At 60.8% G+C, this 13,706-nt stretch carries 15 protein-coding genes and 1 tRNA gene; 8 read left to right on the top strand and 8 right to left on the bottom strand.

Features of this window, described 5'->3' with window-relative positions; all coding sequences use genetic code 11:
• Positions 1-5 precede the first annotated feature (5 nt).
• Genes ctaD through AC1D10_RS33140 form a run of 5 tightly spaced genes read left to right on the top strand, consistent with a single transcriptional unit; the run spans position 6 to position 4,135 of the window.
• Complete coding sequence (ctaD, locus tag AC1D10_RS33160; RefSeq protein WP_379104604.1) at positions 6-1,775, top strand: cytochrome c oxidase subunit I; 1,770 nt, start codon at positions 6-8, stop codon at positions 1,773-1,775.
• Positions 1,772-2,476 (top strand): cytochrome c oxidase subunit 3, encoded by a 705-nt coding sequence (locus tag AC1D10_RS33155; RefSeq protein WP_477279174.1) that lies wholly within the window; start codon positions 1,772-1,774, stop codon positions 2,474-2,476. The genes ctaD and AC1D10_RS33155 overlap by 4 nt, the downstream gene beginning before the upstream one ends.
• A 13-nt stretch (positions 2,477-2,489) precedes the next feature.
• Complete coding sequence (locus tag AC1D10_RS33150; RefSeq protein WP_477279172.1) at positions 2,490-3,209, top strand: heme-copper oxidase subunit III family protein; 720 nt, start codon at positions 2,490-2,492, stop codon at positions 3,207-3,209.
• Positions 3,210-3,220: 11 nt separating this feature from the next.
• Entirely contained in the window at positions 3,221-3,622 is a 402-nt protein-coding gene (locus AC1D10_RS33145; protein ID WP_477279170.1) for a cytochrome C oxidase subunit IV family protein, read from the top strand.
• A 39-nt stretch (positions 3,623-3,661) separates the two neighbouring features.
• Entirely contained in the window at positions 3,662-4,135 is a 474-nt protein-coding gene (locus AC1D10_RS33140; RefSeq protein ID WP_379104596.1) for an aminoacyl-tRNA deacylase, read from the top strand.
• Between the two features lie 56 nt (positions 4,136-4,191).
• Here AC1D10_RS33140 and AC1D10_RS33135 read toward each other — a convergent pair whose 3' ends face one another.
• From AC1D10_RS33135 to tig, 5 genes are all read right to left on the bottom strand, one after another.
• On the bottom strand, positions 4,192-5,004 hold the full coding sequence (locus AC1D10_RS33135) for a DUF2189 domain-containing protein (protein ID WP_477279168.1): 813 nt from the start codon (positions 5,002-5,004) through the stop codon (positions 4,192-4,194).
• 381 nt (positions 5,005-5,385) lie between these two features.
• Complete coding sequence (locus tag AC1D10_RS33130) at positions 5,386-6,324, bottom strand: heme o synthase (RefSeq protein ID WP_477279166.1); 939 nt, start codon at positions 6,322-6,324, stop codon at positions 5,386-5,388.
• A gap of 150 nt (positions 6,325-6,474) precedes the next feature.
• On the bottom strand, positions 6,475-6,855 hold the full coding sequence (locus tag AC1D10_RS33125; RefSeq protein ID WP_477279164.1) for a c-type cytochrome: 381 nt from the start codon (positions 6,853-6,855) through the stop codon (positions 6,475-6,477).
• A 192-nt stretch (positions 6,856-7,047) separates the two neighbouring features.
• On the bottom strand, positions 7,048-7,572 hold the full coding sequence (locus AC1D10_RS33120) for a hypothetical protein (protein ID WP_477279162.1): 525 nt from the start codon (positions 7,570-7,572) through the stop codon (positions 7,048-7,050).
• A gap of 160 nt (positions 7,573-7,732) precedes the next feature.
• Positions 7,733-9,208 (bottom strand): trigger factor, encoded by a 1,476-nt coding sequence (gene tig, locus AC1D10_RS33115; protein WP_477279160.1) that lies wholly within the window; start codon positions 9,206-9,208, stop codon positions 7,733-7,735.
• Positions 9,209-9,547: 339 nt separating this feature from the next.
• Between tig and AC1D10_RS33110 the strand changes: the two genes are divergently transcribed.
• Positions 9,548-9,632 (top strand) — tRNA-Leu (locus AC1D10_RS33110).
• Between the two features lie 31 nt (positions 9,633-9,663).
• Here the strand turns inward: AC1D10_RS33110 and AC1D10_RS33105 are convergent.
• The 3 genes from AC1D10_RS33105 to AC1D10_RS33095 all read right to left on the bottom strand — a co-directional run bounded on the left by AC1D10_RS33105 (position 9,664) and on the right by AC1D10_RS33095 (position 12,981).
• Positions 9,664-11,112 carry an aromatic amino acid lyase gene (locus AC1D10_RS33105; protein WP_477279158.1) on the bottom strand — a complete coding sequence of 483 codons (1,449 nt, stop codon included), beginning with the start codon at positions 11,110-11,112 and terminating at the stop codon, positions 9,664-9,666.
• 169 nt (positions 11,113-11,281) lie between these two features.
• A complete protein-coding gene (locus tag AC1D10_RS33100; protein WP_477279156.1) occupies positions 11,282-11,866 on the bottom strand; it encodes a GDYXXLXY domain-containing protein in 585 nt (194 codons plus the stop codon).
• Positions 11,863-12,981, bottom strand: a complete 1,119-nt coding sequence (locus AC1D10_RS33095) for a DUF2157 domain-containing protein (protein WP_477279154.1) — start codon at positions 12,979-12,981, stop codon at positions 11,863-11,865. Before AC1D10_RS33095 ends, AC1D10_RS33100 begins: the two co-directional genes overlap by 4 nt.
• Positions 12,982-13,219: 238 nt before the next feature.
• On the opposite strand from AC1D10_RS33095, the gene AC1D10_RS33090 reads away from it, so the two are divergent.
• Together AC1D10_RS33090 and AC1D10_RS33085 are read left to right on the top strand one after the other, a co-directional pair.
• On the top strand, positions 13,220-13,360 hold the full coding sequence (locus AC1D10_RS33090; protein ID WP_013531315.1) for a DUF1127 domain-containing protein: 141 nt from the start codon (positions 13,220-13,222) through the stop codon (positions 13,358-13,360).
• A 48-nt stretch (positions 13,361-13,408) separates the two neighbouring features.
• Positions 13,409-13,549, top strand: coding sequence for a DUF1127 domain-containing protein (locus AC1D10_RS33085; RefSeq protein ID WP_379104575.1), 141 nt, complete (start codon positions 13,409-13,411; stop codon positions 13,547-13,549).
• Positions 13,550-13,706 lie beyond the last annotated feature (157 nt).

Below are 13,706 nucleotides of genomic sequence, written 5' to 3'. Positions count from 1 at the left end.
TTCCTATGGTCGACATCACGCCTGCAGATGGCATCCCGCCGGCCGAAGTCGCGGAAGTGGAGCTCTACCATCCGCACAGTTGGTGGACGAAATACGTCTTCTCGCAGGACGCCAAGGTCATCGCCATCCAGTATTCGGCGACAGCAACGGCAATCGGCCTGGTCGCCCTGGTGCTCTCCTGGCTGATGCGGCTGCAGCTCGGCTTCCCCGGCACGTTCGACTTCATCACCCCGGAAGCCTACTACCAGTTCATCACCATGCACGGCATGATCATGGTGATCTATCTGCTCACCGCCCTCTTCCTCGGCGGCTTCGGCAACTATCTGATTCCATTAATGGTCGGCGCGCGCGACATGGTCTTTCCCTATGTCAACATGCTGAGCTACTGGATCTACCTGCTCGCCGTGCTGGTTCTGGTGTCGAGCTTCTTTGCGCCCGGCGGACCGACGGGCGCCGGCTGGACCCTCTACCCGCCGCAAGCCATCATGAGCGGCACACCAGGCGGCCAGGACTGGGGCATCATCCTGATGCTGTCCTCGCTGATCCTGTTCATCATCGGCTTCACGATGGGCGGCCTGAACTATGTGGTGACGGTGCTGCAGGGCCGCACGCGCGGCATGACGATGATGCGCTTGCCGCTGACCGTATGGGGCATCTTCACCGCGACCGTCATGGCGCTGCTCGCCTTTCCGGCGCTGTTCGTCGCCTGCGTGATGATGCTGCTCGACCGCGCCCTCGGCACCAGCTTCTTCATGCCGGCAATCTCCGAGATGGGCGAGCAACTGCAGCACAATGGCGGCAGCCCGATCCTGTTCCAGCACCTGTTCTGGTTCTTCGGCCACCCCGAGGTCTACATCGTGGCGCTGCCGGCGTTCGGCATCGTATCCGACCTGATCAGCACCCATGCACGCAAGAACATCTTCGGCTACCGGATGATGGTCTGGGCCATCGTCGGCATTGGTGCGCTGAGCTTCGTGGTGTGGGCGCACCACATGTATGTCAGCGGTATGCATCCGTATTTTGGCTTCTTCTTCGCCACCACGACGCTGATCATCGCCATTCCGACCGCCATCAAGGTCTACAATTGGGTGCTGACCCTATGGCGCGGCGACATCCATCTCACCATACCGATGCTCTTTGCCCTGGCCTTCATCGTCACCTTTGTAAACGGCGGGCTGACTGGGTTGTTTCTCGGCAATGTCGTCGTCGATGTTCCGCTGTCCGACACGATGTTCGTCGTCGCCCATTTCCATATGGTCATGGGTGTCGCCCCCATCGTCGTGGTTTTTGGCGCGATCTACCATTGGTATCCGAAGGTCACCGGCCGGATGCTCGACGAGACGTTGGGCCGGTTCCATTTCTGGGTCACGTTCCTCGGTGCCTACCTGATTTTCTTCCCCATGCACTATCTCGGCCTGATGGGCGTGCCGCGGCGCTACGCTGAACTGACCGACATGACCATCATGACGGAGTCGGCCCACCACCTGAACTCGTTCATCAGCATCATGGCCTTCATCGTCGGCTTTGCCCAAATGGTGTTCCTGTTCAATCTGATCTGGAGCATCCGCCATGGCCGCGAGGCCGGCGGCAATCCGTGGCGGGCCACGACGCTCGAATGGCAGACCCCGCAAACACCGCCGGCCCACGGCAATTTCGGCAAGGACCTGCCGATCGTCTATCGCTGGGCCTATGATTACAGCGTGCCGGGCGCCAAGGAGGATTTCATCCCCCAGAACGTGCCGGGCTCCTTTGGCCCCTCAAGGGAGCCGGCATGAGCGTCATCCTCGTCTTCCTGCTCGTCATTGCCGGTTTCGCCGGATGGTGGCTTTCGCACCAGAGGCTGATGACCAAACCATGGCTCGAACAAGGTCTGGCCGGCGATTTTGTCGGCCTCGACCGGTCGGCGCTGCCCACCGCCAAGGTCGGCCTCGGCGTGTTCCTCGCCGTCGTCGGCTGCCTGTTTTCGCTGTTTACCAGTGCCTACTTCATGCGCATGGGCCTGTCGGACTGGCGACCCCTGCCGCTGCCGCGCCTGCTCTGGCTGAACACAGGCGTGCTGGTCCTGAGCAGCATTGCGCTGCAATGCGCCGTGGTGGCGGCACGCAGGGGTCAGATCGACATGGTCAGGCTCGGCCTTGCGACGGCCGGGGTCACGGCGCTTGCCTTCCTCATCGGACAGTTGATGGCATGGCGGCAAATGACCGAAGATGGCTATCTGCTGAGCTCCAATCCGGCCAACAGCTTTTTCTACCTGATCACCGGCATGCATGGCCTGCACATACTGGGCGGGCTGGTGGGCCTCGGCAGAACGACCGCAGGCGCCTGGAACGCAGCGCGGCCAGAACGGCTTCGCCTCGGCGTCGAACTGTGCGCCATGTACTGGCATTTCCTGCTCTTCGTCTGGCTCGCCATCTTTGCCTTGCTCGCCGGCTGGGCGGCGACCTTCATCGACATTTGCCGACAGTTGCTGACCTGAGAGGATCAAGCGGATGGCAGAGACTCTGACGCATATCGGCCAGACGGAGCCAAGGCCCACAGGCTGGCAAGGCATCGCCGCCGACTGGTCTTCGGATCAGCGTGCGTTCAAGAACGTGTCCTGGGGCAAGGCCATGATGTGGATCTTCCTGCTCAGCGACACCTTCATCTTCGGCTGCTTTCTGCTCTCCTACATGAGCGCGCGCATTTCGACACGCGTGCCGTGGCCCAATCCGAGCGAAGTCTTTGCACTTCGTATCGGCGGCTCGGATATCCCGCTGATCCTTATTGCCATCATGACGTTCGTGCTGATCTCAAGCAGCGGAACCATGGCCATGGCGGTCAATTTCGGCTATCGCCGCGATCGCCGCAAAACAGCGATCCTCATGCTTCTGACCGCGGCACTCGGCGCGACCTTTGTCGGCATGCAGGCCTTCGAATGGACCAAGCTGATCACTGAAGAGGTGCGGCCCTGGGGCAACCCCTGGGGTGCCGCACAATTCGGATCGTCTTTCTTCATGATCACCGGTTTCCACGGTACCCATGTGACAATCGGCGTGATCTTCCTGATCATCGTGGCGCGCAAGGTTTGGCGCGGAGATTACGACACCGGACGGCGCGGCTTCTTCACCAGCCGCACGGGCCACTACGAGAACGTCGAGATCATGGGGCTGTATTGGCACTTCGTCGATCTGGTCTGGGTGTTTATCTTCGCATTCTTCTATCTTTGGTGAGAGGCAGGGACATGGCTGAAGCAACCGCAAACGGCCTCGGACAACACGCACTTCATGCTGCTCATGCCCATGAAGCGCCGGCGGTCGCCGCGCATGCCGACGTGCATCAGGAACATCCGATCAAGCTCTATCTGGTGGTCTGGGCATGGCTGTTCATCCTCAGCGCATGCTCCTACATGGTCGATTATTTCGGCCTTCACGGCTATCTCAGATGGTCCTTGATCCTGATCTTCATGATCCTCAAGGCAGGGCTGATCGTCGCCGTCTTCATGCACATGGCCTGGGAACGGCTGGCGCTGGCCTATGCGATCATTCTGCCGCCGATACTGGTGCTGGTGTTCGTGGCAATGATGGTCTTCGAAGCCGACTACACCCTTTTCACCCGGCTGGCGTTTTTCGGATCCGGGCCCTGACGCCGCTCGGCGTCGCGAAGTCCGGCAAGGGAGGCCAAGATGACGATCGCAACCAGACTGAAGGACTTCATCGACGGCAAGGGAATTTCCTACGAGACCGTCGCTCATCATCGCACTTCAACAAGCCGGCAGTCGGCGATAGCCGCGCATGTGCCCGGCAGCATCATGGCGAAATCCGTGGTTGTTCACCATGAGCTTGGCTATACGCTGGCCGTGGTTCCGAGCACTCACAGGATCGAACTTGGCAGGCTGCAAGACGTCATGAACAAGCGTCTTGGACTTGCCTCCGAAGACGAGGTGATTTCTCTCTTCGGTGATTGCGACACCGGCGCTATCCCACCGATCGGTGCAGCCTATGATGTGCCGGTGATTGTCGATGAAAGCCTCGGCGATGTCGCCGACGTCTACTTCGAAGGCGGCGACCATCGAACGCTGGTGCATGTCAGCGGCAAGGATTTCCGCAACCTGACCATGGGCGCATACCAAGCCCGCTTCAGTCACCCGGCCTACTGACGGCTTCGTTCAAACTTGCACCGGCCCCCTTGCCGGTGCGGTGAGGTCGAACTTCCTCAAGTTGCCGGTCTGGCGGGCGACTCCACGACCTTGCGGTAGACATGCCAGGTGGCGTGACCGAGGATCGGCAACACGACGGCCAGGCCGGCGAACACCGGCAGCGAGCCGATGATCAGGGCGACGGCGACGATTAGTCCCCAGACAGCCATGGTGATCGGGTTCGCCAGCACCGCACGCACCGAGGTGTGGATGGCTTCGTAGGCGCCGACGTCGCGGTCGAGCAACAATGGGAAGGCGATGACCGTTGTGCACAACACCACAACGGCGAACACAAAGCCGATGGCGTGCCCCAGGATAATCAGCGTCCAGCCGCGTCCGGTGGCGAATATTTCATTGATGAAGCCGGATATCGATGCCGGCGGAGCCGGGCCGAAAAGATATTGGTAGAACATCTGCGCCGTCAAAAGCCAGGTGATGAAGATTGCAAACAGCATGATCCCGACCGCCGCGATGGCCGGCAGCGCCGGAGAATTCCTGACCTCGAAAGCGTGCCTCCAGGAGGTGTCGAGTCCGTCTTCCCGTCTGCGGCTGATTTCATAGAGGCCTATCGCCGCGAACGGGCCAATCAGCGCAAAACCGGAGACCAGCGGAAACAACAACGGCAACGCATTGGCGCCCGAAGTCCAGGCGGCGAGCACGACGCCGACGAGCGGATAGATCAGGCAGAGAAAAACGATGTGCGATGGTTTGACCATGAAGTCGTCGACGCCCCGCTTGAGCGCGTCGAAAAGGTCGGAAACGCCGATTTTTCGAATTTTGGTATGTTCCAGCGTCTCGCTGGCGCCTGCTATCACGTGAAAGCTTGCCATGACCATTCCTCCAGACCCAAGTCCGGCAAGGTCGCGGTTTCACGGTGCATCCGTTTTGCGTGACTGGCCACGCAAACCGCGACCTGCACCGCAATCAACATACTCTCTTGCCAGAGACTTGTCGCCCTTTGTCAGAAGAGATCCAGCGGTCTGGCTAGCTCTGGTGGTCTTTTTTCGATATTCTCTTGGGATTAGAGGGGAAGGTCATGGACGGAAGGACGCTTCTTATACTCGGCCTTGGCATAGTCGCCCTGCTGATCCTGGGATTCTGTGCAATACCATCGTGATGTTCGAGCCGATTCTGGTCTGCAACGTCTTCAATTCAGCAACCAGGCTGGCCGCTTCGAGCCGTTGAGTCTTCCGACAACAGCGATCATGCCGTCAACCTCCGGCTGACATGAACCCCCGCATTGCGATGGTGTCGGCAAGCAGTATGGCAAAGATCGCGAAAAGATAGAAAATCGAGAAGGCAAACAGCGCCTTTGCAGGCTTCATCTCCTTGTCTGGAGCGACAACCAGGACCCTCCAGGCGTGCCAGATGAAACCCGCGCCCAATGCAGCCGAAACAATTCCATAGAACGCGCTTGCGAATCCGAACGCCCAGGGCAGGACGCCGATTGGCGCCAGGAGCAGTGAATAGGCGAACATCTGTTTTCTGGTCGAGGCCTGGCCGGCCACGTTCGGCATCATCGGGATGCCGGCAGCGGCGTAGTCCCCGACCTTGAACAGCGCCAGCGCCCAGAAATGCGGCGGCGTCCACAGAAAGATAATCAGAAACAGGATGAGGCTTTCAACGCCGATGGCGCCAGTGGCGGCCGCCCAGCCAATCATCGGAGGCAGCGCACCCGCCGCGCCGCCGATGACGATGTTCTGCGGCGTCGAGCGCTTCAGCCACATCGTATAGATGACGACGTAGAAGAAGATGGTGAAGGCCAGCAACGATGCGGCAAGCCAGCCCACCAGCACGCCGAGCGTCATGACCGAAAGCGCGGATAGCACCAGGCCGAAGCCGAGAGCCTCGCCCGGCGTGACGCGGCCCGACGGGATCGGCCGCTTTGATGTGCGCGACATCAACGCGTCGATGTCCGCGTCGTACCACATGTTGAGTGCCCCCGCCGCTCCCGCTCCGATCGCAATCGCACCGATTGCAATCACGGCGATGACCGGATTCATCGCGCCGGGCGCCACGATCAGGCCGACAAAAGCGGTGAATACCGCAAGCGCCATGACCCTCGGCTTCAAAAGCGCGAAGAAATCACCCGCCGTCGCTTCCGAGAGGCGGATGCCGGTATCCTTGAGGCGGTTTTCCCTGGTCGACATCTCAGACCGATGGAAGCAGGCAATGCGGGCAATGATCCCGAACTGAAGGCATGCGAGCGAAAACGGAAACCCGGTTTTTGCTTACGCTGCCCACGGTTCGGACAAGATCACGGTAAAACAAGAGGCTAGACGCAGGGCGGAGGAGCCAGGTCACTTGGAGAACGTTTTCAGATAGGCAATGACGTTGGCCACGTCCGCATCGTTCTTGAGGCCGGGAAAAGCCATCTTGGTCCCTTTGACCATGGCCTTGGGATCGTGAAGATAGGTCGCCAGTGTTGGTTCGTCCCATTTGACGCCGGATTTACCGGCCGCAATCATCGCATCAGAATATTTGAAATCCGGATGCGTACCGGCAATACGGCCGATGACGCCGTGCAGCGATGGACCGATCTTGTTCTTGTCCTCGTCCGCGACGTGGCAGGCCTTGCATTTGGTGAAGACCTTCTCGCCGGCCGCAGTATCCTGGGCCTGCGATGGGTTGGCGACGAAGGTTGCAACAGACACGACGGCCAAAAACGCGACCAAGCGCATGACTTTTCCTCCCTGATTGTCAAATGTGCCTGAGACGATCTGCGCATGCCGGCACCACCGGCAATGCACCTTGTACGGCAGAACAGATTTTTTGCTTCTCCCCCTATGGAATTGCCGCACCTCTATACCACAGAATCTGGCCGACAGGTAGAAGAGGTCGCCCGTACAAAGGTTTAGGTGGTATGCAGCGGCTCAGGGCACATCCGTGTTGCAGGTGCCGGCAATTTGCGCGAGCGCCTCGCCAAGCCCGGCAAGGTCGAAGTCCGCCTCGCCGCGGCCCGACAGCAGGCCGAACCGCCAGGAAAGCCCCAACCGGCTCGCCGACACCAACTGCTTGACGCCGTCCGCGCCATCCCTGACAAGCATTCTGCCACGGCCACCGACGGACCAGCTTTCATTGACCTTGTCACCCCGGTCGACCGAAACCGACATGGTAATTTTCCGGCTGGCGGACACGGCATCGTTGAGCTGCAGCCATTCGCTCCAGCGCGGTTGGCCGCCGGGTCGGCAGGCGATGGTCAACACCGGGCTGTAGCCCAGAGCGCCGCCGCCGGTAAAAAGCTTGTTGGTGGCATAGAGCGAGGCGGTGACCAGGCCGTCGCTGCCGGTGTCGAAGCGCCAGTTGTCCAGAACGCTGTCAGCTCGGGCGGCGCCACAGACCGAAGCGACAAGCAGCGCCGTGGCAACCACCCCACCCATCTGGACGAACAGTCTCAACGATGCCTCCAACGGCCTGCGTTCTGCAACACAACAGATAATCATCAAGAGTTCGTACCGCCAGCCGCCAGCCGCCATTTGCCGGAGAGTCTGTTGCCACAACGCCACAACGAAAAAGGCCGCCTCATGGGCGGCCTTTTGAAATTCCGTTTTCAGACGCTTATTCGGCGTCCTTGGCAGCCTTCTTCTTCGGCGCCGCCTTTTTCTTTGGCTCTTCCGCGTCGTCGGCCTTCTTGTCGTCAGCCTTCTTTGCGGCGGCTTTCTTCGCCGGCTTCGCCTTGGTTGTGGTCTCGGCCTCCTCGTCGTCGGCCATCAGCTCTTCCTTGCTGACCTTGACGTCCGTGACCGAGATCTGGCCGAGCAGGTGGTCGACCACCTTCTCCTCGAACATCGGCGCCCGCAGCGTGTTCAACGCTTCCGGGTTGTTGCGGTAGAACTCGAAGACTTCCTGCTGCTGATTGCCCGGATAGCGGCGCACCTGCTCGAACAGGCCGCGCTGCAGTTCCTCGTCCGATACGGTGACGCCGGCTTTCTCGCCGATTTCAGCCAGCACCAGGCCAAGACGCACGCGGCGCTCGGCAAGACGCAGATATTCGGCGCGTGCCTCTTCTTCCGTCGTCTCTTCGTCGGCGAAAGTGCGGCCGGCGGCTTCCAGGTCGCGATTGACCTGCGCCCAGATGTTATTGAACTCGGCGTCGACGAGCTTCGACGGCGCCTCGAACGAGTAGGACGCGTCGAGCTGGTCGAGCAGCTGGCGCTTGACCTTCTGGCGCGTCATGGCGCCGAACTGGTTTTCGATCTGGCCACGAACGACATCACGCAAGCGCTCCAGCGACTCAAGGCCCAGGTTCTTGGCGGTCTCGTCGTTGATTTCCAGCGCGCCGGGCTGGGACACTTCCTTGACGGTGACGTCGAAGGTCGCTTCCTTGCCGGCAAGATGCGCCGCCTGATAGTTTTGCGGGAATGTCACGGTGACCTGCTTTTCGTCACCGGCCTTGGCGCCGACCAACTGATCCTCGAAACCGGGGATGAACTCCTTCGAACCCAGCACCAGCGGCTGATCGGTGCCGGCGCCGCCATTGAAGGCCTCGCCGTTGATCTTGCCGAGATAGTCGATGGTCACGCGGTCGCCGTTGGCGGCCTTGCCGGTCTTCGGCTCGTAGCTGCGCGCCGATTCGGCAACGCGCTGGACCTGCTCGTCGATCTCGCTGTCCGGAACGTCGAACACCTGACGCGTCACCTTGATGTCGGAGAAATCCTTGATCTCGATCGTCGGAATGATCTCGTAGTTGAGGCGGAATTCGAAGTCGGCGCCCCCGGCCAGGATCTTCTCGGCTTCCTTCTCGTCCTCGGTCATGATGACTTCGGGCTGCATGGCCGCCTTTTCACCGCGCCCGGTAATGATCGTGCGGGTCGAATCATTGAGGATTTCGTTGACCACTTCGGCCATGAACGACTTGCCGTAGACCTTGCGCAGGTGCTGCACCGGTACCTTGCCGGGACGGAAGCCGTTGATGCGGACCTTGTTCCTGGCGTCCGAAAGCCGCGCCATCAGCTTGGCTTCCATGTCACCGGCCGGCACGGTGATCTTGATCTCGCGCTTGAGACCGGAGTTGAGCGTTTCGGTGACCTGCATCGTAAAACCTTTGTTTTCACCAATGAGACTGCCACGGCCTCTGCCGTTCACAGCCTGCCGGTATAATCTTGCCGGGAATGGCTTTTGGTACGGAACCTGGCGATTTGACCGAAAATACGGCTCAAACTCTCCCAAAATGCGTTCCAAAATGTGAATAAGTTCTTGTTTTTCCTACTTCTTATCACATTTTGTAGAAGCGGATCGTCGCGTTCCGTCACATTCGACACGCCTTTTGTCACAGGCGAGGCTATTTTTCAACCTTCTTCGCATTTCGGCGAACAACCAACATTTTGGCTCCGACATTGACAGAATGATGGCTACATGGGATTGCCGGTCCATGCGGATGTGGCGGAACTGGTAGACGCCCTGGATTTAGGTTCCAGTGCCGAAAGGCGTGGGGGTTCGAGTCCCTTCATCCGCACCAATTCACTGGCTTTTCTTCCTGGCATCGCTGCCTACGCCTCGAACACTCTCCCTGTGAACCACTCGGCCAGCTTTGCAAGCTCCAGCCCCAGCACCCGATCGTCGCCGACAGGCGGCACGATGGCTCTGATTTCATCGACGAATGACTGAAGCGCCGGCGGCGGGGCGCGTTCGGTGACGTGCAGCGCCTGCGACGCCATCATCGCCAGCATCGCCATCGCCGCATCGACGCAGCGGCCGGCGGTCGCCTCCTTGGTCCATGCGAAGAACGCCGTGGTGGCGACGTCGTCCTGCCCGGCACCCGCCGATTCCGTTCCCGGAATGAAGGTGCGCTGCGCCGCCAGCTTGGCCTGCTCGAGATAGCCGGTGATCGCCATCGGCACATAGCCGACATTGCCATGGCCGTCGCTGTCGGCCCAATGCCGCCCGGTCATCAAGAGATCGGGCAGCAGCGACACCTTGCCGTTCAGAAGCTTGGAGGCATGACGGTCGCAGAGCAGGCAGATATCGGCCCATATCGCTGCCAGATCGTCCGGCGCCGGCGTCGCCATGGCATTGTGATAGCCGCCAGTGCTGATGCAGCGGCCGAGCGGATGTGCATCGTCCGGCGGGACATAGACCGGATTGTCCGAAATCGAGGCCAGCGAGACCGTGGCCGCCCGCTCGGCGCCTGCCAGCGCACGATGCGCCTGGCCGAGGACGCGCGGCACGATCCGGTAGCTGACCGGCGCCTGGTAATTGCGCCGCCCGTCTCCGGCGCCAACCAGAAATTCCCGCAACCCCTGGAGGGCCGCCGCTTCATGTTCATCGCCCCAGAGCATGTCGAGCGCCGCGTCATAGTGCTCGAGCGGGGCGCGAAACGCTTCGATCGACAGTGCGAACACCTTGTGCGCCATGCGGACGCGGCGTCGTGCCGCGAGCGCCGCGTCGGCCACCAGCGCCGCGGCGCAGGGCGAGCCGTTGATCAACGAGCCCCGTTCCTTGACCTCCAGGTCCAAGCGCGTCGTGAGTTCGGCAAACAACAGATAGAGCGCCAAGATCTCGCCGGCGCCGCCCTGGCCGGAGGCCGGTACCGTTGGCATCGGGCCGCCGTCGAGCATCGCGGCAACGGCGAGTGCGATGCGTGGCGTGGTGGCAGCGTTGCCCTCGATGAAGTTTGTCAGGCGGGCCAGCGTGATCGCCCGGACCACACGATCGGGCAAGAGATCGCCGAACGAGGTGGCGGCGGCGAACGCCTTGATGCGCGCATGGCGATCCCGCTCGTCACGTTCGAGCCTGCGGCTCGCCAGCTCCCCCATGGCGGTCGTTACGCCATAGATGACCGGTGGCGGGTCAGATTCAATCAGCTTCAGGAATAGGGCACGGCATTCGGCGATGCGCTGCAAGGCCGTCTCGCCGATCTCCACTGTCTCCTTCATCCAGGCGACGCGAAAAACAGTGTCGAGGTTGATGTCGCCACGCGTCGACAGGGTAATTGGCATGCTTCTACCGTCCAAGAGGGAGACCGCGAAGGGCTTCCGTCGACCATCACGGTCGACATCACTAGAGCAATTCCAGGAAAAGCGTGAAACGGTTTTCCGTCCGGAATTGCGTCAAAAACAAAGAGATAGAACGGTTCGGCGTTTCCGTGAAATAATGAACCGCTCTATCCTAATACAGCGGTTCCTCGAACAGCGTCTTGTCACCGTCCACCAGCGCCTTGATCTGCGCGGTGCCGTCACCGGCGAGCGCAAGACGGATACCGAACGGCCGCACCCGCATGTCGTCCTGGATCGCCGCCCCCTCGCCTTCCGGCAGATAGAAACGCTCGATGCCGTAGTCCGGCGCGATGGTCATGCCTTCGCTGCGAAGGTCCCACCCCTCGGCGACATGGCCTGATATATCGGCCTCGTCGGCAGCTGCCGGCGTCGGCGCCTTGCCGAACCAGGCGGTGGCCGGCTGCCAATAGCCATCGGCGCCCTTCTTCAGGCGGACGACAATCGATGTATCATCGCTGGAGAGTTTGTCGGCGGGGATGTTGGCGATCATTTTCACCGGTATGCGCGAAATCTCGTAGCCGAGGATAATGTAGTCGCCGCGCAGGAGATCGCGTGGATCGACGGGTTCGATCTTCAGCAGCACTTCCTTGCCGTTGCGCAGGATCGCCGCGCGGCCGGCGATGATCCAGCTCAGAAATCCGATCTGGACGAGCGCCAGCACCAGCGCCGAGATGATCAGCCTCTTTCCGGTCATCATGCCGCGGCTCCTTTGGCGACTGGGCTCTTCATGCGTTTTTCGATGCGGATGATGACGAGCGCAAGGATGCCGAGCAGCACCGCGGCGGCAAGGAAGAAGCCGGCCGTATCGAGCATCGATTGCAACATCACCACATAGATGATGGCGATTTCCAAGGCGAAGCCGGCATAGGCAAGCCAGCGCAACCCGCGGCTCTCTCGCCCGGCCAGCACGATTGCAGCGACGATGCCAGCCAACGCAATCACCGATGCTATGGCGAATCCGCTGTTGTAGGTGCTCTCATCCGCGAGTTCGAACTGGATCATCGCCAGGCCCGTCAGGAAGCCTAGCAGCGCGTGCAAGGGCAAGCGGCCGCCGAGTTGCACGATCCTGTCGACCGGCTCTGGCGCGAACACTGAGGCGGCGAACAGCAGCGCCGATACGGCGACCAGCGGGATCGCCACCTGCAGGGTGTCGTGGTTCGTGACCAGCAGCACCAGATAGAAAAGCAGCGACAGGATGATCAAGTGCCGCGCCGGCTGGCTGCGGGTCCAGAACGATACGGCAAACAGCACGATCGCCATAACCACGAAGAGATGCGGAAATTCACTGCGGCTGTAGTAGTCGAAGCCTTTCAGGAACAGCCAGGCATCGGCGATACCGACCGAAGCGACGGTCAGCGGGTTCGAACGCAGCGCGACCGCAGCCAGTGCCGTGCCGGCACCCCAGGTGACCAGGGCCGACGCCTCGTCGCCCGAGAGATGATACATCTGGCCGATCAGCGCGATCGAGCCGCCGAAAGCCGCCGCGGCCACGAACCACAACGCTTCGCCGACCGCCGCGTGGTCGCGCGTCTTCAACAGCGCACCGCCAACATAGCCGCCAAGAATGATGGCAAAGAGTGCCACCACCCGCGCCAGGCGCGGAATGGCGTCCCAGTTGGCGGCGACGAAAATCAGGATAGCGGCGCCGAACAGCAAGGCGGCCATCATCGCCAGGATAGATCCGAAGCTGAGCGATTTGCGCTCGTTGGCCTCGACATCGCTCGTCAGGGAATCGGCGGTCGCGGCGTCGATCAGGCCGGCCTGCCGCCAGCGCGCGATATCCGCCCTCACTCGTGACGAATAGCCCGCCATACCGCTTCTCCCCCAGCTTGGTCTTTTTTTCAGCCGACCCGGTCAAACCGTTGACGTTACGGCATTTTCCGATTCGGGCTTCTTTGTGTCAGGTCCGTGAACGCGCGTTAATGCTGCATTGCACAATTTGCATTGCTGCCATGCAGCCATAGCGCTTTTAAATCGATATAGGCCCGCCTATCTATCGGTCGTACACAAAGACGGAATGATCCGAAAGAAAGACGAAACGAGAAATACCATGAACCTGATCCGCAACTACCGCAACTGGCGCCGCTACAGGGACACCGTGTCCGAGCTGAGCCGCCTGAGCAACCGTGAACTGACCGACCTCGGCATCAGCCGCAGCGACATTCCTTACGTCGCTCGCAAGGCGGTCTAATTCTTCGGACCGCAAATGGTCCGAACAAGTTTTGAAAAGAGAACGACAATGAACCTGATCCGCAACTATCGTAACTGGCGCGTTTATCGCGAGACGGTTTCCGAGCTGGGTCGCCTTTCGAACCGTCAGCTGCATGATCTCGGTATCGTCCGCGACGAAATCAAGATCATCGCCCGCCGGGCGATCTAACCAGAATTTCGCCAGGGTCGACCTCCTCCCCGACCCTGACGGATCCGGTCAACCTTCACCTCCTCCCGAGGGTTGACCACCAAAACGGCGCCCGCCGCACCTCCTCCCGCGGCGGGCGTTGTTTCCCAAAAAGGGTTTCGCCCCTTTTAAAAATGGC

The sequence above is a fragment of the Mesorhizobium sp. P2_A8 genome, from assembly GCF_056404935.1.
This window is presented reverse-complemented; position numbering and strand designations above follow the sequence as displayed.

What these genes read in the sequence shown, in the direction of transcription:
- AC1D10_RS33130 (WP_477279166.1), bottom strand. Translation starts at nt 6,324, where the DNA reads ATGTCGACCAGGGAAAACCGCCTCAAGGATACCGGCATCCGCCTCTCG.
- AC1D10_RS33125 (WP_477279164.1), bottom strand. Translation starts at nt 6,855, where the DNA reads ATGCGCTTGGTCGCGTTTTTGGCCGTCGTGTCTGTTGCAACCTTCGTC.
- AC1D10_RS33140 (WP_379104596.1), top strand. Translation starts at nt 3,662, where the DNA reads ATGACGATCGCAACCAGACTGAAGGACTTCATCGACGGCAAGGGAATT.
- AC1D10_RS33150 (WP_477279172.1), top strand. Translation starts at nt 2,490, where the DNA reads ATGGCAGAGACTCTGACGCATATCGGCCAGACGGAGCCAAGGCCCACA.
- AC1D10_RS33095 (WP_477279154.1), bottom strand. Translation starts at nt 12,981, where the DNA reads ATGGCGGGCTATTCGTCACGAGTGAGGGCGGATATCGCGCGCTGGCGG.
- AC1D10_RS33155 (WP_477279174.1), top strand. Translation starts at nt 1,772, where the DNA reads ATGAGCGTCATCCTCGTCTTCCTGCTCGTCATTGCCGGTTTCGCCGGA.
- AC1D10_RS33085 (WP_379104575.1), top strand. Translation starts at nt 13,409, where the DNA reads ATGAACCTGATCCGCAACTATCGTAACTGGCGCGTTTATCGCGAGACG.
- tig (WP_477279160.1), bottom strand. Translation starts at nt 9,208, where the DNA reads ATGCAGGTCACCGAAACGCTCAACTCCGGTCTCAAGCGCGAGATCAAG.
- AC1D10_RS33100 (WP_477279156.1), bottom strand. Translation starts at nt 11,866, where the DNA reads ATGATGACCGGAAAGAGGCTGATCATCTCGGCGCTGGTGCTGGCGCTC.
- AC1D10_RS33105 (WP_477279158.1), bottom strand. Translation starts at nt 11,112, where the DNA reads ATGCCAATTACCCTGTCGACGCGTGGCGACATCAACCTCGACACTGTT.
- AC1D10_RS33090 (WP_013531315.1), top strand. Translation starts at nt 13,220, where the DNA reads ATGAACCTGATCCGCAACTACCGCAACTGGCGCCGCTACAGGGACACC.
- AC1D10_RS33135 (WP_477279168.1), bottom strand. Translation starts at nt 5,004, where the DNA reads ATGGCAAGCTTTCACGTGATAGCAGGCGCCAGCGAGACGCTGGAACAT.
- AC1D10_RS33145 (WP_477279170.1), top strand. Translation starts at nt 3,221, where the DNA reads ATGGCTGAAGCAACCGCAAACGGCCTCGGACAACACGCACTTCATGCT.
- ctaD (WP_379104604.1), top strand. Translation starts at nt 6, where the DNA reads ATGGTCGACATCACGCCTGCAGATGGCATCCCGCCGGCCGAAGTCGCG.